At 35.7% G+C, this 20,454-nt stretch carries 24 protein-coding genes; 18 read left to right on the top strand and 6 right to left on the bottom strand.

Features of this window, described 5'->3' with window-relative positions:
* Positions 1–44 precede the first annotated feature (44 nt).
* The 6 genes from ABWU40_RS03055 to ABWU40_RS03080 form a co-directional block, all read right to left on the bottom strand.
* Positions 45–2,093, bottom strand: coding sequence for an AAA family ATPase (locus ABWU40_RS03055; protein WP_353279403.1), 2,049 nt, complete (start codon positions 2,091–2,093; stop codon positions 45–47).
* A 17-nt stretch (positions 2,094–2,110) separates the two neighbouring features.
* Positions 2,111–3,361: an AAA family ATPase gene (locus tag ABWU40_RS03060; protein ID WP_353279405.1), complete on the bottom strand. Its 1,251-nt coding sequence runs from the start codon at positions 3,359–3,361 to the stop codon at positions 2,111–2,113.
* On the bottom strand, positions 3,346–3,846 hold the full coding sequence (locus tag ABWU40_RS03065) for a hypothetical protein (RefSeq protein WP_353279407.1): 501 nt from the start codon (positions 3,844–3,846) through the stop codon (positions 3,346–3,348). Before ABWU40_RS03065 ends, ABWU40_RS03060 begins: the two co-directional genes overlap by 16 nt.
* A gap of 37 nt (positions 3,847–3,883) precedes the next feature.
* A complete protein-coding gene (locus tag ABWU40_RS03070; RefSeq protein WP_264686980.1) occupies positions 3,884–4,672 on the bottom strand; it encodes an AAA family ATPase in 789 nt (262 codons plus the stop codon).
* Between the two features lie 11 nt (positions 4,673–4,683).
* A complete protein-coding gene (locus ABWU40_RS03075; RefSeq protein ID WP_264686979.1) occupies positions 4,684–5,505 on the bottom strand; it encodes an ATP-binding protein in 822 nt (273 codons plus the stop codon).
* A gap of 93 nt (positions 5,506–5,598) precedes the next feature.
* Positions 5,599–6,093, bottom strand: a complete 495-nt coding sequence (locus ABWU40_RS03080; RefSeq protein ID WP_353279410.1) for an RNA polymerase sigma factor — start codon at positions 6,091–6,093, stop codon at positions 5,599–5,601.
* 624 nt (positions 6,094–6,717) lie between these two features.
* Between ABWU40_RS03080 and ABWU40_RS03085 the strand changes: the two genes are divergently transcribed.
* From ABWU40_RS03085 to ABWU40_RS03170, 18 genes are all read left to right on the top strand, one after another.
* Positions 6,718–7,149 (top strand): crossover junction endodeoxyribonuclease RuvC, encoded by a 432-nt coding sequence (locus tag ABWU40_RS03085; RefSeq protein WP_353279412.1) that lies wholly within the window; start codon positions 6,718–6,720, stop codon positions 7,147–7,149.
* A 113-nt stretch (positions 7,150–7,262) separates the two neighbouring features.
* The gene (locus ABWU40_RS03090; RefSeq protein ID WP_353279430.1) at positions 7,263–8,477 is read left to right on the top strand and encodes a DNA modification methylase; all 1,215 of its coding nucleotides are present in this window, start codon (positions 7,263–7,265) and stop codon (positions 8,475–8,477) included.
* Between the two features lie 13 nt (positions 8,478–8,490).
* Positions 8,491–8,973 carry a hypothetical protein gene (locus tag ABWU40_RS03095; RefSeq protein WP_353279074.1) on the top strand — a complete coding sequence of 161 codons (483 nt, stop codon included), beginning with the start codon at positions 8,491–8,493 and terminating at the stop codon, positions 8,971–8,973.
* 18 nt (positions 8,974–8,991) lie between these two features.
* Positions 8,992–10,470 (top strand): ankyrin repeat domain-containing protein, encoded by a 1,479-nt coding sequence (locus tag ABWU40_RS03100; RefSeq protein WP_353279076.1) that lies wholly within the window; start codon positions 8,992–8,994, stop codon positions 10,468–10,470.
* Positions 10,467–12,293, top strand: a complete 1,827-nt coding sequence (locus tag ABWU40_RS03105) for a phage terminase large subunit family protein (protein ID WP_353279078.1) — start codon at positions 10,467–10,469, stop codon at positions 12,291–12,293. The genes ABWU40_RS03100 and ABWU40_RS03105 overlap by 4 nt, the downstream gene beginning before the upstream one ends.
* Before the next feature lie 3 nt (positions 12,294–12,296).
* Complete coding sequence (locus ABWU40_RS03110; RefSeq protein WP_114517459.1) at positions 12,297–12,521, top strand: gpW family head-tail joining protein; 225 nt, start codon at positions 12,297–12,299, stop codon at positions 12,519–12,521.
* Between the two features lie 118 nt (positions 12,522–12,639).
* The gene (locus ABWU40_RS03115; protein WP_353279080.1) at positions 12,640–13,224 is read left to right on the top strand and encodes a glycoside hydrolase family 25 protein; all 585 of its coding nucleotides are present in this window, start codon (positions 12,640–12,642) and stop codon (positions 13,222–13,224) included.
* Positions 13,221–14,639, top strand: a complete 1,419-nt coding sequence (locus ABWU40_RS03120; protein WP_353279082.1) for a phage portal protein — start codon at positions 13,221–13,223, stop codon at positions 14,637–14,639. The genes ABWU40_RS03115 and ABWU40_RS03120 overlap by 4 nt, the downstream gene beginning before the upstream one ends.
* Positions 14,636–15,682, top strand: a complete 1,047-nt coding sequence (locus tag ABWU40_RS03125; RefSeq protein ID WP_353279084.1) for a S49 family peptidase — start codon at positions 14,636–14,638, stop codon at positions 15,680–15,682. Before ABWU40_RS03120 ends, ABWU40_RS03125 begins: the two co-directional genes overlap by 4 nt.
* Before the next feature lie 141 nt (positions 15,683–15,823).
* Positions 15,824–16,195, top strand: a complete 372-nt coding sequence (locus ABWU40_RS03130) for a head decoration protein (protein WP_264686970.1) — start codon at positions 15,824–15,826, stop codon at positions 16,193–16,195.
* Positions 16,196–16,227: 32 nt separating this feature from the next.
* The gene (locus ABWU40_RS03135) at positions 16,228–17,232 is read left to right on the top strand and encodes a major capsid protein (RefSeq protein ID WP_353279087.1); all 1,005 of its coding nucleotides are present in this window, start codon (positions 16,228–16,230) and stop codon (positions 17,230–17,232) included.
* Complete coding sequence (locus ABWU40_RS03140) at positions 17,232–17,543, top strand: hypothetical protein (protein ID WP_353279089.1); 312 nt, start codon at positions 17,232–17,234, stop codon at positions 17,541–17,543. The genes ABWU40_RS03135 and ABWU40_RS03140 overlap by 1 nt, the downstream gene beginning before the upstream one ends.
* Positions 17,544–17,562: 19 nt before the next feature.
* On the top strand, positions 17,563–18,048 hold the full coding sequence (locus tag ABWU40_RS03145) for a phage tail protein (RefSeq protein WP_410530040.1): 486 nt from the start codon (positions 17,563–17,565) through the stop codon (positions 18,046–18,048).
* Positions 18,045–18,518 (top strand): hypothetical protein, encoded by a 474-nt coding sequence (locus ABWU40_RS03150; protein WP_353279091.1) that lies wholly within the window; start codon positions 18,045–18,047, stop codon positions 18,516–18,518. The genes ABWU40_RS03145 and ABWU40_RS03150 overlap by 4 nt, the downstream gene beginning before the upstream one ends.
* Complete coding sequence (locus ABWU40_RS03155) at positions 18,505–18,969, top strand: phage baseplate assembly protein V (protein ID WP_012481798.1); 465 nt, start codon at positions 18,505–18,507, stop codon at positions 18,967–18,969. The genes ABWU40_RS03150 and ABWU40_RS03155 overlap by 14 nt, the downstream gene beginning before the upstream one ends.
* Entirely contained in the window at positions 18,966–19,220 is a 255-nt protein-coding gene (locus tag ABWU40_RS03160) for a PAAR domain-containing protein (protein ID WP_353279093.1), read from the top strand. The genes ABWU40_RS03155 and ABWU40_RS03160 overlap by 4 nt, the downstream gene beginning before the upstream one ends.
* 2 nt (positions 19,221–19,222) lie before the next feature.
* Positions 19,223–19,558 (top strand): GPW/gp25 family protein, encoded by a 336-nt coding sequence (locus ABWU40_RS03165; protein WP_264377831.1) that lies wholly within the window; start codon positions 19,223–19,225, stop codon positions 19,556–19,558.
* Between the two features lie 2 nt (positions 19,559–19,560).
* Positions 19,561–20,352, top strand: coding sequence for a baseplate J/gp47 family protein (locus ABWU40_RS03170; RefSeq protein ID WP_264377832.1), 792 nt, complete (start codon positions 19,561–19,563; stop codon positions 20,350–20,352).
* The last annotated feature ends 102 nt before the right edge of the window (positions 20,353–20,454 follow it).

The following is a 20,454-nucleotide window of genomic DNA, read 5'->3' on the forward strand; positions in this document are numbered from 1 at the left end:
TCGTCCGCAAAAATCAAAATATTTTTTTATATCAGAAAAATTTTTTAGGAGAATAGCTCAGCTCCACAGCTAAACTTTCCAACGCCGCGAGCAAATGGTCCGCTAGGAATGTCAAGCCATTTATCTTCTTTTGAACCAGTAGCCATTCCTTTAACCAACTTCCGTGCTTGTAACAGCTCTTGAACTATACGCTCCATTCTATCTCTTCCTATACTGTGAAACTCCTCAGGTAGTCTATGCCGCTGTTTATACACTCCTGTACTTCCTGTATGGGTAAATGGATGTCCAGAAATTGCTGCTCGTGTAATTGCAGTTATAAGATGCTGCTTTGAATCTTTTTCGTTCATATTTTTTATTCTTAATCTTTCAGTTATGTCCTCTAACAATCCTGTTTCTTCATTTCTTAAATAAGTGCGTAAAGTGCGATCAGCCAAACCGTTTGCTTTAACAATTGCTCCATAAAATAATGCGTTCTGTCTTACAGATTCTCCTATTGATTTAAAAATTGTCGGTTTAGCTGTATCTTCCACAGACCAAAAAGCGTATGAACACCTAACACCATTAACAAGAGCAGATGTACCTCTAATGGCATCACGTGCTTGCTCAACAGTCGATATAGGTTTTTCACTTTTTGGCTTTCTCATATGATGAGCAGTAATTATTGATGCTCCAGTGCTACCTGCTAAATCAGATAATAAAGACATCAAATAATCGCCTACGGCTGGGTCAGTATTTAAATCAGCGTGCACAAATGATGCAAGTGGATCAAATACGATTAATTTTAAGTTTTTTATTTTATTAAGTTGTTTTGTTATCAATTCAAATTCAGGAGAAGTCTCTATAACTTTACCTGAAACACTCTTTATGATTGTAAGTGATCCACTAACATTTGGTAATGGTACAATAAAGAGCCTATCCTTATATTTTAATCTCTCGCATTGCGAATCAAGACGCTCTAAACGACGATGTATTTCACTCATATCATCTTCTGCAGAGAATATTACCACAGATCCATGCTCAGTAACAAGTGGGCCAAAACCACATGGCTGATCTTTTCTACTCGCAACTTTCAGTGCTAAATCAAGTAGAAGCATACCTTTACCAGTGTCTCCCATTGCAGCTAGAATAGATGTCACTCCTAAAGGAAATAACCCTTCAACAAGAAACTTTTGCTCCGGTACTGGACCTATAAAACGTTCTACGCTCCATTCTTGAATATTAAGCAATTGCTTAACGATGATTTTTTTCGAGTTATTTTCAATGAATTCAGGAATATTCATCTTTTCTTCTATACCATCAGCTGAATCCCATCCCTTTGGTTTATTCTCCGGTATTTCAAGAAGAGTAAGTGATAAAACACCAAGAAAAGTAAGCTTTTTCACAACTTTCTCAGCATATTGTTTACCTGGTTCATCATTGTCTGGCCAAATAATAACATGCTTGCCCTTAAGTGGTGACCAGTCTGTTTTTTCTATTGGTGCACTTGCTCCTAACATTGCAGTTGTGGCAGTCATACCTTGCTCTATCAGAGCATCTGCACACTTTTCACCTTCAACTAAAATCACCTTATCAGATTTCATGATACCTGGAATATTATATAAAGGCCTGGTCTCTGGTAGAGTAAAACTAGACCTTTTTACATCAAAAGGAAGATATCTTTTTCCTGAATCAGTGTTATAACGATAAACTGTAACAATCACTTGATCACTTTCATCGTAATAGTTCCATGATGCCGTTGGTTGCCCCAGAGTGTTATTTTTTTCCGAATAACCAATCCACTTAGCAATATCTTCTATCGTATCAGTAAATTGATTTTTTCCAGTAACAGCAGCCCAAAGATCAAAAATATCTCCTCCTTCTTCGGTGGAAAAATCATGCCATAATCCGGCTTTACTGCCAGTTAACTCCACTATCATACTTTGTCCTTTATTGCCTTGTAGATCACCTACATAGAACTTATCACCACGAAAAGTTCCTCTTGGCAGTAAATAAGAAAGACATGACCTTATATTTGATAGGAGTTGAGTTCTTAACTGTTCTTTCTTCCCTAATAATTTATAATGTCCATTTCTTTGTGAACAATAAATATCCATACCTACCTGAAGAATTTTTATGTTCTAGCTATAACGTTAGCAGTTTTCCAACATCCATTAATCTTATTGATGAATTTTGTTGGTATAGATCTACCGTTTCTAAGTTCATATACTACTTGCAAGATATTTGTACGTTTATTGGGTTGAAATATTACTATTCCAGATGTATAAAAACTTCTTAAAGCGTTAGCACCAACGAGAGCTTGAAATGGATTCTTTTCCAATATAGAGGTAGATACTTTTTTGGTGTGATTTGTGATGATTATTCCAGCCATAGGATTAATCTTGGAACGTAGTTTTTCTATTGCATGCTGCAGACCATAGTTAACGTAATTATAAGGAGAATCAATCACAACTAAATCAAACTTTTCCTCTACCATATTTTTTATTTTTTCTATACTTTCTTCATTTAAGGTCAAATTCATCTTGTTCGTCACAACTAAGTTTTCTGTTGCTAAATGAGGAAGTTTGTTGAGTTGTTGTATACGTTCTCTAATGTAATCATATTCCATTTCGTTTTGTAGATAGAATATTTTTAGCGGTCTTGTAGGCTTCATGCCAAGAAATGATCTTCCTGCTGCCAGATGTACTAATAGAGAAAGAAGAAAATGACTTTTGCCAATCTTTGGAGTACCACCTATGACCAAAAGACCACCTGGTGTCAAAATTCTTGGGCCTATTATATCTTGTGGCATTGGTGATTTGTCATTTAAGTAATGATTTACAGAAAATGCTTTTCCTTCGTTTTGTTTTTCTTGTAATATGGAACTTCTTTCATCTTTACCGTTCAACCATGTTTCAGCAGAATCTATATTACCTTTAACTAAAGTCCAAAGGTCTATTATATTTCCTTTCTTTTCTTCGATCAGGTTGTACCAATTTCCTGCATTTTCTCCTTCCATTTCAACTATTATCTTATTTCCATTTCTACTTCCAATATAGAATTTATCTTGGTAAGATTTGCCATCAGGCAACAAATAAGATAAACAATCCTTGATGTTATTAATTAATAATGATTTTATTTTCAAAACATTTTTAGATAAAAAATCCATAAAATTCTCCTTGTTTATTCCAAATTTGTTCAACATATTTTTTAGACGTTTAAAGTCAAGATTAGCCAGCTCACAAACAGTTTCAAAAGATCGTGAGCGAATCCATTGACAAGCCTCTTTTTTAAGTTTAGGGTTTTTTCCTACTGCATCCTGAATAGCTCTAGTAATAACGGCAGCCCACAACTTTCCTTCGTCATACTTCAAAATGGCAACCAATCATCTTGAAAACTTTTTTGTAATTCTGGAGTAATAACTGTAGTAATCCTATTCTTATCTCCGTACGTATTATTAGTTTCAACGCCTACTTTTGCTGTAAACTCTAAATCGTTGAAATCAGCTATAGAGTTGATTTTTCTAGCAGTAACTGCTTTCTCTGAAGTGTCATTTGCATGAATATTTCTGGATGATTCCAAAATACTACGCAGCATAGAACGTCCAGATTCTCCCCAGATGTCTTCTTCACCTTCTGCTTTGCCATTTTTGATACCTATAATCTGAAAAATCTTGCGTTTTGCATATGGACCTTCAGTGACAGTAAATTCAGTGTTTAAATAGATGCTGCCAGTAGTGTAGTTTTTAGTGAACCAATTTTCATAACCTCCAGGCTTTATTGCCATTTTTACCTTGACTATTGTACCTTTCGGTATCAAACTGCTTCGCAGTTTCGCGTTATTAAAATCAGTTAAAAAATCTTGTAGCATACGCTCTCCTATAAGTTGACTTCAAAGTGAAAATTAGCTATTCCATTAGCTGCCAATGACCATTTATCTTATCGACAAGTTTGTTTGGCACGCGTTCACCATTGCGAAGCTCAAATACTATCTGGCGTGCACTGCTTTCTTCATCATGAGCAAACATCACCATACCAGTACTGTAAAATCCACGTAAAGATCCAGCACCACTTAGGCCTTGAAATGGATCTTCTTCGAGCATCTTTTTCGATAATTTTTTTGTATGATGAGTAAGTACAATACAAGCATCTGGATTGACAGCACTGCGTAGCTTTTCAAGAGTCTTTTGCAGAAAAAACAGCATAGCACTATTGTCATTTTCATTTCCATATTCACTGCTAAAGATGTTACGTAATGGATCTATGGCCAAAACATCAGGTTTAAAGCGTTCATTTACAATCTCCTTAATTTCACTTATTTCATCATGATTAAATGATAAGTGCACCTTTGGCGTAATGATTAAGTTGTTAGCAGCTACATTCAAAAGTTCGTTATCAAGTTGTTGCAACCGTTCTTTCATATATTCATATTCAATTTCAGTTTGCATGTAGAAGATTTTCAAAGGTCTATTTGGTGTCATACCGAGAAATGATCTACCAGCAGCCATGTAAACAAGCCAAGAGATCAAAAAGTCGCTTTTGCCAATCTTAGGAGGGCCACCAAATACTAACAAACCTCTTTTAGTTAGAATTCTTGGTGAGATTATATCCTCTGGTATTGGCGATCGATCGTCCAAGTATTCTTTCACACTGAAAAAAGGAATTTTTTGACCAATAGTTAAAAAGTTTTGTAGCATATAATAACCTCCTATATGTTGGGCGTGATAGGTTGAATTGCAAAAGCTTTAGTTTTAATTTTTGTAAGAAGTTTTCCTAGATGCGGTTCTTCAACCATATTAAGGCAACCACTTCGATCTTTAGCAGGATATCCCCAAGAATTAATCGTCTGACAGACAAATGAACGAATTTCTGTACCATCATCTTTCTTGATTCCAACCATGCTAATTACTTCATCAACAATGCCAGGAATTTCACTTGCGGTTTTAGTACCTTCACATTGAGGTAGCCAAGTCGAGCGATTGAAATCATCAAGGTATTGCCCAAGAGTTCCAACTATAATGATGTCTTTATTTGGAATATGTTGAAACTGATTGAGCCAAGCCATCATCTCTTGAGCAAGTAACCCGTAAGCAGCTCTCATATCTTGTTTTCCTGATCTTTCAGAAAAAGCTTCAGGTTGCATTTTTGCCCACAATAGACATAAACGCGAGGCTACTGTAATACTATCGATAAAAATACATCGATACTTGAGAAACTCTGAAGCAAGCTCTTTGTATTTACTGGATACATGCTCATAGTGTTTTTGGCTATATGCTGAGTCAGATTTTAACGCAGGATTAGGACCACCTATGAGACATGCAATATCTCTTGCCTCATTCCAAGTACGAATACTTACAGAATCCCCTTGCCAATCTTGAACAGCAAGTAAACCTGCCTCAAAATCAAGACAAAGTGTTGGTTCATTTATGGTCTTTAAGAGACTAGTTTTACCTATACCATAAGGACCAAAGATGACCATTTTTATACCTGTTTGAACTTTTAGCCGTTCATTGCTGTTCATTATTTTCATTTTTCTCCCAGTACCTAAATATATATGTACGATGACCTAGGCAATTCGTCCGCAATTTGCAAAAAAAAATTTTGAGCAAATATAATCGAGAGCTTATAACTTCTCTAAAACTGAGAATTTATTGCGTATTCGTTCTAGTGTGCGATAGATAGTTGTCTTCGGTATTTTGGTTATTACAGAAACTTCAGTAATAGTAAATACCTTAAGTAATTGACATAAATTACTATCTTTTTCAGACAAAGTTGAAATTATATTATTTATGTCAGTGCGAATTATCGCTTCGATTTCCGAGTTCCTATGATCTGGAATATCGTCGTTTATATCATCAAAAGTTATATTACGTTTTAGACATAACTGATTGCGTAACATATTGCGAGCACAATAATTAGCTAATCTAGCAACGAAAGTACTAAAACTACTTCTTTTCTCATCGTGCTGGTTAAGATATTGCCAAACCTGACAAAAAAGCTCTTGTTCTATATCTTCGAGACTTTCGTTAATAAAACAGCTTTTGGATTTAAGGCGCGAAGCTTGAAATCTCACATGTTTAACAATTATAGAATCGATTCCTTGATAAGAATTCTTCATAAAAACTCCAAAAGTTTCATGAATAGAGATTTTTACCAAGACTTTGTATGACTAATTTATTATAAAAAAGTAGTAATAATTTTTTTATCTAAAAGAATAAAATCTTTAAAAATTAAAATAAGATTTAAACGTTTTGATACACTACTGAAGCTACTTTTTCATAGGTAAAAAACTACCAATTTCGTACCTAATTTCTGAGTTACTAATTAGTATTTCAGAAAGCAGTGATCGTTAAGTTATTGATAATATTGTCTTTTTTATGTTCTATTCCTAAAAGCCGTTTCTAAAGTTAAGTGGCTAAAATCGGCCAGTAAAGAGGGTTTACGGATTACTGAAGTCTTATATATATTATATATATATTTAAATATAGGTAAAATATAATATATGATAATATAATAATATAAATATTGGCGTAATATAAGTTATGTAAAATAGTTATTAAGATAAGTAAAGATGAAAAAACTCAAATGGCAGGAAAAGAGATATGGAAATTTTTTTAATTTTTTTTCAAAATTGCGGACGAATTTGCGAGTCATCGTACATATATATTATACAGGGCATTGAACTTTAATTACACAAAGGAGTTTTTGTACGTCAATCTTAACGCTAGATCTCGGCAAGCAAATGGGCTGGGCAATTCTAACAGATGGAGTAATTAAAAGTGGAAGCAAAAGTTTTCATGGTAGTCGTTTCAGCGGAGGTGGCATGCATTTTTTGAGCTTTCGTAATTGGCTTAATTCTTTGAAGGACATTTCTGCAGTGTATTTTGAGGAAGTAAGAAGACATCTAGGAACTGATGCAGCGCATTGCTACGGTGGTTTTCTTGCCGTTCTATCTGCTTGGTGTGAAGAGAACAATATTCCCTACCAAGGTGTTAATGTTAAAACTATAAAACGCTTTATAGCAGGCAAAGGTAATGCAAGTAAGAGTGAAGTTATTGAAGCGATACGTGAAAAAAGTTTTTCACCTAGAGATGATAATGAGGCGGATGCTTTGGCATTAATGTTCTACGTTATGGATTTTAGTAAAGATATTAATAAGACGAAAAATCCATAAAAAGCGGGTCCTTTCAGCCAGAATGGCGGGTTTGGTTGGTCAGACCCCAGGCCTTCTTTAGCGTCAGAGATATTTTGAATATTAACTTTTTAATTATTAAAGATTTAAATTATATGAATTTAGCAATCCACTATTATCCTACTCGAAACCTAGTTGAATATGAGCGTAATCCACGTAAAAATGACGATGTGGTCAACAGAATGTGTGCTTCAATCAGGGAATTCGGCTTTCGTATACCAATAGTTGCAAAAAGTGATGGCACTGTGGTTGATGGTCATTTAAGACTTAAAGCAGCAAGAAAACTTGGTATAGAAAGTATTCCTGTGGTTTTAAGTGATAATTTAAATGGACCACAAACTAAAGCTTTTCGGTTACTGGCAAATCAATCAGCTAATTGGGCAAAGTGGGATGATGATCTTTTGAAGGTAGAAATTCAAGAGTTAGAAGATTTGCAGTTTGATCTTAAAATGACTGGATTTGAATTGGAAAAAGTTCAAAACTTTCTTGATGATTTAGATGGTGAAAAAGAAGATCTTTCTGACTTAGTTGTTGATGACAAAAAGGTAGAAATAACAAAACCAGGTGATCTTTGGATTTTAGGTGATCATCGAATCTATTGTGGTGATAGCTCTGTAGTTAAATCATATAAAGCGTTGTTAGATGATAAAATGGCAGACATTACTGTTTGTGATCCTCCATATAACGTTGACTATGGTAATAGCCAAGACAAAAAGATATTAAATGATAATCAAGGTGAAAAGTACGAACTTTTTCTCTATGACATCTGTTCCCATATTTTAGCATATACGAAAGGTGCAATTTACATCTGCATATCATCATCAGAGTTTTCAACGTTGCAAAAAGCATTTGAGGAATCAGGAGGAAAATGGTCAACTTTTATCATTTGGGCAAAGAATCATTTTACGCTAGGCAGGTCTGATTATCAAAGACAATATGAAGCAATGCTCTATGGATGGAAAAGCGGCAATAAACGTGAGTGGCATGGAGGTAGAAATCAAAGTGATCTATGGTTTTATGATAAGCCAACACATAACTCATTACATCCAACAATGAAGCCAGTAGAGCTAATGGAGAAAGCAATAGTTAATAGCAGCAGACCTGGGGATACTGTACTTGATCCATTTAGCGGTTCTGGCAGCACACTGATTGCATGTGAGAGAACAGGAAGAATTTGCAGAACAATAGAGCTAGATTCAAAATTTGTAGATGTAACCATAAAACGTTGGCAAGTATACACAGGTAGGGAAGCAATTCTTTCTGGTACTGGTAAAACTTTTGCAGAAATTCAAGAAGAAAAACAGCAATAAAGGGGCAAAAGAAGTGGAAAAGATCACACAAACAGAATGGGCAAGAGAGATAGGAGTATCGAAGCAATACGTCTGTTACTTAGTAAAGAAAGGAATAGTTGAGCTGGAGGACGGACTCATTGACCGAGAGCAAGCAAATAGGGCTATAGAAACAATCAGAGATCCAAGTCAGCCGCTGAGAAGAAAAAACTATTCAGAAAACGGAGAAAAACTTTCCACGATGTTGCTAAAAACTAGAATAAAAAATGAAATGGAGCGTGGTAAACTGCTTGAGGCGAAAGCAAAAGCTGAAATAGGAGAACTTGTAGCAGTAGAGGAAGTAAAGCGCGATGCATTTAACGTAGCAAGAGTTGTCCGTAATAATTTGCTTAATATTCCGAATAGAGTTTCAGCACTACTTGCATCACTGAGTGACACTGAAAAGATTCATAAGACGCTCACTGAAGAGATTACAAGCTCACTCCAAGAATTATCTAACACTAAATTTCAAATATAAAAAGATTTTGAATATAAAATGGCTAATAACTTAAGTTTAGAGTTAATAAAGTGTCTCATCAATCAACCTGGATTAGATGTTAATGTTAGAGGATTAAATGGAAAGACACCACTACATTGCGCTATAGAGTTTGATGAGTTAAGTATGGTAGATCTGCTACTCACAAAAAAGAATATTAATCCTTTTGTAGAAGATAATGATGGTAAAACATCTCTTGACTATGCTAAAGAAGGGAAAAAAGCAGAAATATTAAAAGCACTAATTAATAACAAATACGGGTCAGAACAAGATAGCTTACTTCATTTAGCTGCAATGATAGGTGAAGTTAATGCAGTTAGGTATTTGACAGGAAAAGGTATTGACGTTAATGTACGAAATACTTTGCATCATACTCCATTACATCTAGCAGCAGGCATAGGACATGCAGAAGTTGTAAAGATCTTGATAAGGGAAGGAAAAGCTGAAATAGATGTCTTTGATGCACGGAATCAAACACCAATGCATTACGCAGTTAATAATAAAAAACTGGAAATAGTAAAGTTATTACTCGAGCTCGGAGTAGATGTAAATAGCACGCGCATGGGACAAAACTCAATGAAATTATCACCTGTTCATATAGCTGTAAGTAATACTAATTACGATGAAAGAGACTTATGTCTTGATATCCTCAAATGCTTAATAAAGGAGCCTAATGCTCAAGTCAATTTGCAAGACTATGAAAATAAAACACCTCTACATTACGCTGAAAGACTTAAAACAATAGAAGTTTTACTAACGCAAGAAGATATAGACCCTCTGGTAAAAGACGATAGAGGCAAGACACCATTTGATTACGCTAAACCTGAGATAAAGAAGGCTTTGATGAGTAATAAATACGGTTCTGAAAAGAATAGTCTACTACATTTAGCTGCACAAAAAGGAGAAATTGAGCTTGTAGAGTCTATCTTAAAAGAAGAAATTGATATTGATATTTCAAACAATAAAAGTCTATCACCGATTTACCTTGCTGCAGAAAAAGGACATTTACATGTAGTAAAATTACTACTGAAAAAAGGAGCAAACTATACACCTGTTCTGCACTCAGCAATCAAGTCAAATAATTTAGAATTGCTAAAAACTTTATTTAAAGAAAAGAGTATCAAATTACCAGATGAGATAGGCAGATCTGTACCAATTTATTATAGGTGTATAGAACATAGAGATGCAAAAGTAAGAAAATACAATAGTGTGATCTGTGTTTTTACCTCAGTAAGTGCAGTAGCAATGGCAGCATATATAGGTTTAATGGTAACAGCAATAAGCAGTGCAATCATTTTTGCAACAATAACAGGGGTATTTGCGCTTGTTATAGCAATAATCATAAGTCAGATGAGCAAAAGATATATAGAAAATGAATTTCAGAAAAAGATGTTTATGGAATTGGAGGAGTGTGGAGGAATAAACTCTACTGTTAACAATATTGAGATAGAACCAATTATGAGTAGATGCAGACAATGATATACGCTAGAGCTTTTTCTGAAGGTTTAAGACCAGATCCGCAGCTTAAAGTGTCAGAGTGGGCAAATGAGTATCGAGTTTTAGCAGCCACTGCAGCATCAGAGCCAGGGAAATGGAGAACGGAAAGAACTCCTTATTTAAAAGAAATCATGGATTCACTTTCTCCGTCCTCACCAGCAGAAAAAGTAGTATTCATGAAAGGAGCGCAGATTGGAGGAACAGAAGCTGGCAACAATTGGATAGGCTATATCATCGATCAAACACCAGGTCCAATGTTAGTTGTGCAGCCAACAGTTGAAATGGGAAAGCGTTGGTCAAAAGGAAGATTTGCGCCGTTAATAGAGAGTACGCCATGTTTAAAGAGTAAAGTAAAAGACCCAAGGTCAAGAGACTCAGGCAATACTGTACAAAGTAAGGAATTTCCAGGTGGAATAGTAGTAATAACCGGAGCAAATAGCAGTGTAGCACTGAGATCTATGCCAGTAAAATATCTCTTTCTTGATGAAATAGATGCCTACCCAGGAGATTCAGGAGGTGAAGGAGATCCAGTTTTACTCAGCATAGCTCGTACCAATACATTTGCACGGCGAAAGATTTTTTTAGTATCAACACCAACAATTCATGGAATAAGCAGAATTGAGAAAGAATTTGAAGCAACAGATAAGAGATACTTTTTTGTACCATGTCCACATTGTAATTATTACCAAATATTAAAATGGCCACAAATTAAATGGGAAGATAAAAATCCAAATACAGCACACTATATGTGTATAGAATGTGATAAAAAGATAGAAAATCATCAAAAGACAGAGATGCTTGAGCGTGGAGAATGGAGGCCTACTAATAGAGTAAAAGGTGAGAAAAAAGGATTTCATCTTTCAAGTCTTTATAGTCCAGTTGGCTGGTATAGTTGGCAACAAGCAGTAGAGGATTTTCTCCATGCAAAAGAAAGTGAACAATTACTGAAAGTTTGGATAAATACCACTTTAGGAGAAACTTGGGTAGATAAAGGAGAAGTACCAGACTGGAAGCAATTATTTAACAGGAGAGAATTTTTTCCCGTAGGCACAGTACCAAAAGGCGAAGTAGTTCTCACAGCAGGTGTTGATGTCCAAAAAGATCGTTTAGAAATAGAAGTTGTAGCCTGGGGAAAAAGCCGTGAAAGTTGGTCAATAGACTACCGAGTATTTGAAGGAGATACAGGAGGTGGGGAAGTATGGAGAAAACTCTCTGAGCTCCTCAATCATCATTTTATCGGTGAAAATGGGCTTGAATACATGATAAGCATGATGGCAGTTGATGCTGGGTATGCGACACAAGAAGTATACAATTGGGTAAGAGGTCATCAAGGGTATGGAAGAGTAATGGCAGTGAAAGGTGTAAACAAAGCGCTAGTACCACTTAGCATCCCAAGTAGAGTAGATATAACAGTTGGTGGTCAAAAGCTAAAGAGAGGAATAAAGCTCTGGCCAGTAGGAGTATCAATATTAAAGTCAGAGCTTTTTCAATTACTTAATATTTTAAAAGAAGAAGAAGGAAAAGCTCTACCTGGATATTGTCATTTTCCCGAGTATGCACCTGAATATTTTAAGCAGCTAACGGCAGAACAATTAGTCAGCAAAGTAGTAAAAGGATACACCAAACAAGAGTGGCAAAAGGTAAGAGAAAGAAATGAAGTATTAGATTGCCGAATTTACTCAAGAGCAGCATCGATAGCACTGGGAATAGATAGATGGCCAGAGAGTAAATGGAATAGTTTAAGTGAAAAACCAGAAAGTAAAAAATCAAAGAAAATAGTGAAAAGCAAATGGATCAGCGAGTAGTAAATGTATAACGAAGATTATCTAATTCAAGTTGAACAAGCAATAAAGAAGCTTCAGAGTGGCGAAAGAGTGGTATCAATTGCATATGGTGACCATGTGGTGAGATATGCTGAAGTTCAGATAAATGATTTGCTCAGCCTCAGACAACGCATCAAAGGTGAACTAAAGATTGCTGGAATGAAGCCTAAACGAAAGATTATTTTTGCAACAAATAAAGGAGTTATATGAGGGAAAATTTTCTGAGAAAAGTTGTAAAAGAGGAATATTCTGAATTTTTAGAGCAATTAAAAACTTTTATAAAACTATGGGAGAATAGAGAGAGAGTCCAGTAAATGGAATAATAGATTTGTCACATTGGCAAGAAAATGTGAATTTTAAGCTAGACAAAGAGAATGGTATAGTTGGAGTAATTCACAAGGCAACACAAGGGCTAAAATATGTGGATTCAAAGTATGCGAAGAGAAGAAAGAAAGCTGAAGAAGAAGGATTACTCTGGGGAGCATATCATTTTGGCACAGAAGGAAACGGCAAGAATCAAGCTGATCATTTTCTAAAAACGGTAGGCGAAAGCAAAAATACCATACTTGCGCTGGATATTGAAGAAAACAAAAGTGGCAAAAATATTGCAGTTAAGCAAGCTGAGGAATTTGTAAAGAGAGTTGAAGAAGTAACAGGAAGATTACCCCTAATTTATCGCAGTAGCTATTTTTTTAAGGATTTTGCCACGCCAACTTTGACAAAATGTCCATTATGGATAGCAAGCTGGAGAAAAGAGCTCACATTACCAAAAGGCTGGAATGATTGGATTTTATGGCAATATACTGACGGTAAAACAAATCCAGAGCCACATGAAGTAGAAGGAATCGGAAAATGTGACAGAAATAAATTTAACGGAACTTTGAAAGAATTAAGAGAATTTTGGTTAGTATGATGCTGAAAAATTTCAAACAACTATTTAGCAAGCCAAAAATCAAAAGTTCAGCCTGGGATGCATCTGGCTCAGGAAGAAGATTTTTTCACTTTCAACCAGAGTTAGGAAGTATAAACAATTTGCTGTCTCAAAACCTTGAAACTTTACGTAGTAGATCACGTGATATGGTGAGAAAAAATCCATATGCAGCAAATATCATTGATACAATAGTAAGTAACTCTATTGGAACAGGAATAAAACCGCAATCAAAAGCAAAGAATGCAGAATTTCGAAAGAAGGTGCAAGAATTATGGCTGAAATGGACAGATGAAGCAGACAGTAGTGGAGTAAGTGATTTTTATGGATTACAAGCTCTAGTATGCAGAAGTATGATAGAGGGAGGAGAATGTTTTGTACGTTTAAGAACGAGAAAGCTGGAAGATAGATTTTCTGTGCCATTACAACTGCAAGTACTTGAGTCTGAACATTTAGATAATAAAACAAATCAAACTTTAGGAAATGGTAATGTAATAAGAAACGGGATTGAGTTTAACAAGCTTGGGCAAAGAGAAGCATATTACCTATTTAAAGAACACCCTGGTGAAGGCTCGTTTGGTGAATCAGTGAGAGTGCCAGCAAATGATGTTTTACATATTTATAGACCATTAAGACCTGGGCAAATCAGAGGGGAGCCTTGGCTTTCTAATATACTGCTGAAGCTTTATGAGCTTGATCAATATGATGATGCAGAGCTGGTAAGAAAGAAAACAGCAGCGATGTTTGCAGGGTTTATCACAAGACTTGATCCTGAGGCAAATATTTTAGGAGAAGGTGAAAGTAATGAGCAAGGAGTAGCACTATCTGGACTGGAACCTGGAACAATGCAGCTTTTAGACCCAGGAGAAGATATAAAATTTTCAGAGCCGTCTGATGTTGGAGGAAGTTATGAAGCATTCATGAGACAGCAACTGAGGGCAATAGCAATAGGCACAGGAATAACATATGAGCAGCTAACAGGAGATTTAACAGGTGTTAATTATTCATCCATTCGAGCAGGGCTGATAGAGTTTCGCAGAAGGTGTGGAATGTTACAGCATAACGTGATAGTGTTCCAGTTTTGTAGACCTATTTGGAATAGATGGCTAGAATTAGCAGTGCTTTGTGGAGAACTGAGTATAGATGAAAAAGTAGTAAAAGCAGCGAAAGAAGAAGTAAAATGGATACCACAGGGATTTGATTGGGTGGATCCACTGAAAGATCAGCAAGCACAACAAATGGCAGTAAGAAATGGATTTAAGAGTCGATCGGAAGTAGTATCAGAAATGGGTTACGATGTTGAAGAAATTGACCAAGAAATAGCAGAAGATCAAAGACGTGCAAGCGAACTGGGCTTAAGTTTTGATTCTGAGGTTACTGCAAATCAAGAGGTGATATGAAACAACAATGGCTAAACAGATGTGTAATGGTAGAACCAAGGAGTTTTGAGTTACTGTCACTACAAACAGGAAAGCAGCCTATCTTTAAAAATATAAAACATGCAGTAAGAAATAGTGAAAGAGGAATAATACCGATACATGGCATTTTAACTAAAAAACCTGGTGCATTTGATGAAATGCTCGGAATGACATCATATGAGCAAATAGAAGAACAAATTACACAAGCATTAGCAGATAGTAGCATAGAGACAATTATACTGGAAATAGATAGCCCCGGAGGAGAGGTAAACGGTATATTTGACCTAGCTGACTTTATTTATGAATCAAGAGCAAAAAAGAGGATAATAGCGATAGCAAATGATGATGCATATTCTGCTGCGTACGCTATAGCTTCAAGCGCTGAAAAGGTATTTGTGAGCAGAACCTCAGGAGTAGGAAGCATAGGGGTAATTGCAAGTCATATAGATCAAAGTGGATTTAATGAAAAATGTGGAATAAAATATACCACAGTATTTGCAGGAAGTAGAAAAAATGATTTAAATCCACATGAGCCAATGACGTCTGAAAGTCTGGAAAGCTTACAAAAAGAAGTAGACCGACTATATGAAATGTTTGTGCAGCTAATAGCGAGGAACAGAGGTCTTTCAATTGAAAAGATTCGATCAACGGAGGCAGGGCTATATTTTGGCGAGAGAGCAATAGAAATAGGTCTTGCAGATGGAATTACAATTCTTTCAGAGTTTAAATCTATTAATAAAAACAGGAGTATTACTATGAATGAACAAACTATAACTGACCTAGAAACTAATAATTTAACTAAGTATCATACTGAAGTTCTTGAATTAGTACGTTTATGTAACTTATCACGAATGCCAGAGAAAATAGGAGAACTTATTGAGCAGGGCGTAAGTGTTGAGCAAGCAAGGGAGGTTTTAATGGAATTACTTGCAGAGCGAACGAAAAAGACAGAGATACTGAGTGCAATACCACAGAATTCTCCGGAAGATTTGATGATGCAGGTAGCGAAAAGTCGGTGCATTTAAATTTTATAACCGCCGTATATAGTGCTCTGTGGTAAACAAGTGTTCAAAATGCGCCATAATGGCTAATTATAAGGTAATAACCGCGGTGTATAGCAATTGTAAACGCGGCGGTAAAAAAATAAAAAAAGGAGAGAAAAAGGTATGACAAGTATAACTGAACAAAATAACCTTGGTGACCTATTAAAGTATGAAGCATCAAGTCTATATTCAAGAGACCAAATAACAGTAGCTAAAGGTCAAAATATTAAACTTGGTGCAGTAGTTGCCAAAAAGACGGACGATGGTTTTATTAGAGTACTTAATCCCATTGGAACAGATGGCACACAAACAGCAATAGGTGTAATAACAAGTGATGTAAACGCAACGGAAAACACCAAAGCAGTAATCATTACTCGTATAGCAATGCTAGCAGATCATGCAGTTGTATGGCCAGCAAGTATCACTGAAGAGCAGAAAGCTGCAGCAATAAAGCAACTTGAAGCACGAGGGATCATTGTCCGCAAGGGAGTTTAACTAAAATTAATAGGAAAAAAAGGAGAGAAAAAATGCAAAATCCATTTACAAATACAGCATTTAGCATGACGGCACTAACAAATGCGATGAATATATTGCCGGTAAATTATGGACGTGTTGAAAATTTAAACTTGTTTCCAAGTAGGTCAGTAAGATTTAGACATATTACCATAGAGGAGCAAAATGGAGTATTAAGTTTACTACCAACGCAGTTACCCGGAGCACCAGCAACAGTAGGAAAAAGAGGAAAAAGAAAGGTAAGAACATTTACGATTCCACATATTCCGCATGATGATGTAGTACTGCCAGAAGAAGTACAAGGAATAAGGGCATTTGGGTCAGAAAGTGAACTTAAAGCACTGGCAGATGTAATAACGGATCATTTGCAATTGATGAGGAACAAACACGCAATAACATTAGAACATTTGAGAATGGGAGCACTAAAGGGAATAATTTTGGACGCTGACGGGTCAGAATTATTAAATCTGTACAACGAATTTGAAATAACACCAAAAGTAGTAAATTTTGCCCTTGGAACAGCAACAACTGACGTAAAACGTAAGTGTCTGGAAGTACTCCGGCACATAGAAGATAATCTAAGTGGTGAATATATGACTGGAATTCATGCCTTGGTAAGCCCTGAGTTTTTTGATGCATTAACTTCTCATGCTAAAGTAAAAGAAGCATATGAAAGATGGCAAGAAGGAGCAGCACTTCGAAATGATATGAGGTCGGGATTTACGTTCTGTGGCATAACATTTGAGGAATATAGAGGGCAAGCAACTGACCCTGAAGGAACCGTAAGAAGATTTATTAAGAAAGATACAGGGCACTGTTTTCCAGTAGGAACAGCAAGCACATTTACAACATATTTTGCACCAGCAGATTTTAATGAAACAGTGAATACTCTTGGACAGCCACTCTATGCAAAACAAGAGCCAAGAAGATTTGATAGAGGAACTGATTTACATACGCAGTCGAATCCATTGCCAATGTGCCATCGTCCGGGAGTTTTGGTAAAAATTAGTTCTAGTTGATGAATATAGGAAAATTATTGGAAGATTGTTTTGAGCATTTAGGAGTGGAAGCCACATATTGTAATAAAAATAAGGAGGGCATTCGTAGAATAAAAGTGCTAATTAAACGTCCTGAGACTACGTACTCTCTAGGTGCAGATGGAGCATTAACTCAGCAAATTGCTTCTATAGAAATACGTGATCAGGACGTTACTTCCTTTAGCATAGGTGATTATATCAAGATTGAAAAAAGGTTCTACAAGATTTTTGAACCACCGTTAAAAGATTATTCGAGTGAAATATGGAAAATTGAGGCAATAGAAAGTGTTTGATATTAAAATTAGTAACAATATTAATGAAATAGTCTACAATATTGACGAAAAAGAGCAGAAAGTAAAACTGGCAGCTATAAAAGCACTAAATAGAACAGCACTATGGTTAAAATCAAAAGCAGCTAAGGAAATTAGTGAGGAAAAGAAGATAAAATTAAGTTTGATAAGAAAGAGATTAAGAATTTTTAAAGCAAAAACAAGCAGATTAGAAGTGTTAATTAGAGCAAATCTCTACGACATTAGAGCATCGACAATTGGCAAAATACAAAAAACAAGAAGAGGATCGAAAGTAGGAAAGCATGAGTTTATAGGAGGATTTGCAGCAGTTATGCCAAAAGGAAATAGCGGTATGTTTAAACGTGAAGGAAGAGCAGCATTGCCAATAAAGGAAGTTAAATTGTCACTGAAACCTGAGGCTTCAAGGATAATAGGGAATCTTGTTAATTATGAGGTTGAGGAAGTGTTTGAAAAGTTCTTTGAACGTGATATTACAAGAAATATATGAATTTTAAAGATTTGCATAACGCAATCTGCACTACGCTGAAGAAAGAAATACCAGCAATTCAAACTTGTGAAATTTATCCATTGATAAGGAAAGAATTATTAGCGCCAGCGTTATTTGTAGAGCTTGTGAGTTTAGAATCGGGAAAAGATCCAGGAACAGAGGAATTAGCGCTGAAAGCAAGATTTGAAGCACGCATTGTGACTGATAGCACAATAGAAAATGCCCCTATTATTGTCAGAACATTAGCAGCAGAAGTAGCAAGAGTAGTAAATAAAAATACTTGGAATGTGGAAAATGTTTCACCAGGAGAATTTATCTCTGCGGAAATTGACGGATTTAGACCCGAATTAGATGCGTATTTGTTGTGGTTGGTTGAGTGGAGTCATCAGCTTCATTTAGGTAAATCGATATGGACAGAAAATAAGATTAAACCACATACGATTACAATAGGAGAAAATGTTAGAGAGTAATTTTGCTATTTCAGAGCTGCAAAGAAAATTAGCAAACATTGTACGAATAGGGCTTGTAAAAGAAGTAGATTATGAAAAAGCAAAAGTAAGAATTAAAATAGGCGAATTTTTAACAGATTGGTTGCCATGGATAACAAGCAAAGCAGGAAAAGATAGAAATTGGTCTCCGCCAGGTATTGATGAGCAAGTAGTGATACTTTCCCCGCTAGGAGAATTATCTTTAGGAGTAGTACTTCCTGGAATATATCAACAAAAGTACTCTGCACCAGAAAATAAAAAAGAGGTGAGTAGCTTAACATTTCAAGATGGAACAAAGTTGTCATACGATAAAGATAAACATCATTTAGAGATTGAAGTAGTAGACAAAATAACACTGAAAGCTGGGGAATCGAGCATAGAAATGACAAAAAGTGGAATAAAACTGAAAGCAGAAAGGATCGACTTAAATTGAACAAAGGAATAGTAAGGTTAGGAGACTATTGTGGAGAAGCTATAACACATTTCTGCATTAGCGGAAGTAATAATGTTTTTGTAAACGGTAAGTCAATATGTAGACAAGGAGACAGTTTTAGTGAAGGAAAAGTAATGATTCAAGGATCAAAAATAGTGTTTGCAAATGGTCTTAGTGTAGGAAGAGTAGGAGATATAGTTTCATATGGGTTTAAAGTAATAAAAGGCAGTGAAAGCGTCTTTGCAAAATAGAAATGAAGGGTATGGATGCTAAAACAGGAAAGACGTTAGAAGGAATAGAGCACTTAAAGCAGTCGATAATTGATATACTGACCACTCCTATTAACAGTAGAATAATGAGGAGAGATTATGGCTCAAGATTATTTGAATTGGTGGATAAGCCAATAAATCGTGATTTTACACTAGAAATTTATGCAGCAGTAGCAGGAGCACTAGAAAAATGGGAGAGAAGGTTTAAATTAGAGAAAGTGAAGATAACAGAAGTAAAAGAAGGGAGAGTAACATTGAATTTAGAAGGTGTCTATCTTTCAGAAGGTAAGTTCATAAATATTAATGGAGTAGTTGTTTAAAAATGCAGCAGCCAAATATTATCGAACCACTGAACTTTGAAGAGATTTTTGCTCGGATGAAAGAAGAATTAATAAGTCGAGATAAAAGTTTTACAGCACTAATTGAAAGTGATCCAGCGATGAAGATTTTAGAAGTAGCAGCCTGGAGAGAGCTTTTGCTGAGACAAAGAATAAATGAAGCGGTAAAAAGCAATTTACTCAAGTTTGCAAGGGGAGAAGAGCTTGATAATTTAGCTGAGTTTTATGGAGCAGAGAGGCAAGATGGAGAAGAAGATGAACGCTTCAGAAAAAGAATCAAGGCAAGAATAGTTGGCTCAAGCACAGGAGGTAGTAAAGAGCATTATCGGTTTCAAGCACTCTCAGCAGATAGAAGAGTAAAGGATGCGCTGGTTGAGTCAAAAGTGCCAGGAAGTGTAGAAATCTCAATTTTATCCACAGAGTTATCCACAGCGTCAGAAGAGCTACTAGAAATTGTAAAAAAGCAGGTTACTAGAGATGATATAAGGGTTTTAACCGATACAGTAAAAGTGATAGGTTGCAATATTATGGAAATAGATATTCACAGCAGAATGAGCATAAGTCCTGTAATATCAAAGGAGGAAATCAAGAAGCAATTTATTAAGAAGTTTGAAGCAAGCAAAAGGTTGGGATGGAACGTAACAAGATCATGGATAATAGCAAATTTGTTTGTAGAGGGTGTAGAAAACGTAGAATTAATCGAGCCAAGAGAGGATGTTGTGGTTCTGGGGAATGAGTGTGCAGTGCTTGGCTACGTCAAGTTAGATAGGATTTAAAACGTATTTTTTTTGTTTTGTGCCAGTGAGGGGATTGCGTGCAATAAGTGGTTTACTGGATAAAAATACCCAATGTTAGGGAGACGAAAGTATTGATTTTCT

Source organism: Wolbachia endosymbiont (group A) of Cydia amplana (assembly GCF_964028495.1).
Lineage (GTDB): Bacteria > Pseudomonadota > Alphaproteobacteria > Rickettsiales > Anaplasmataceae > Wolbachia > Wolbachia pipientis.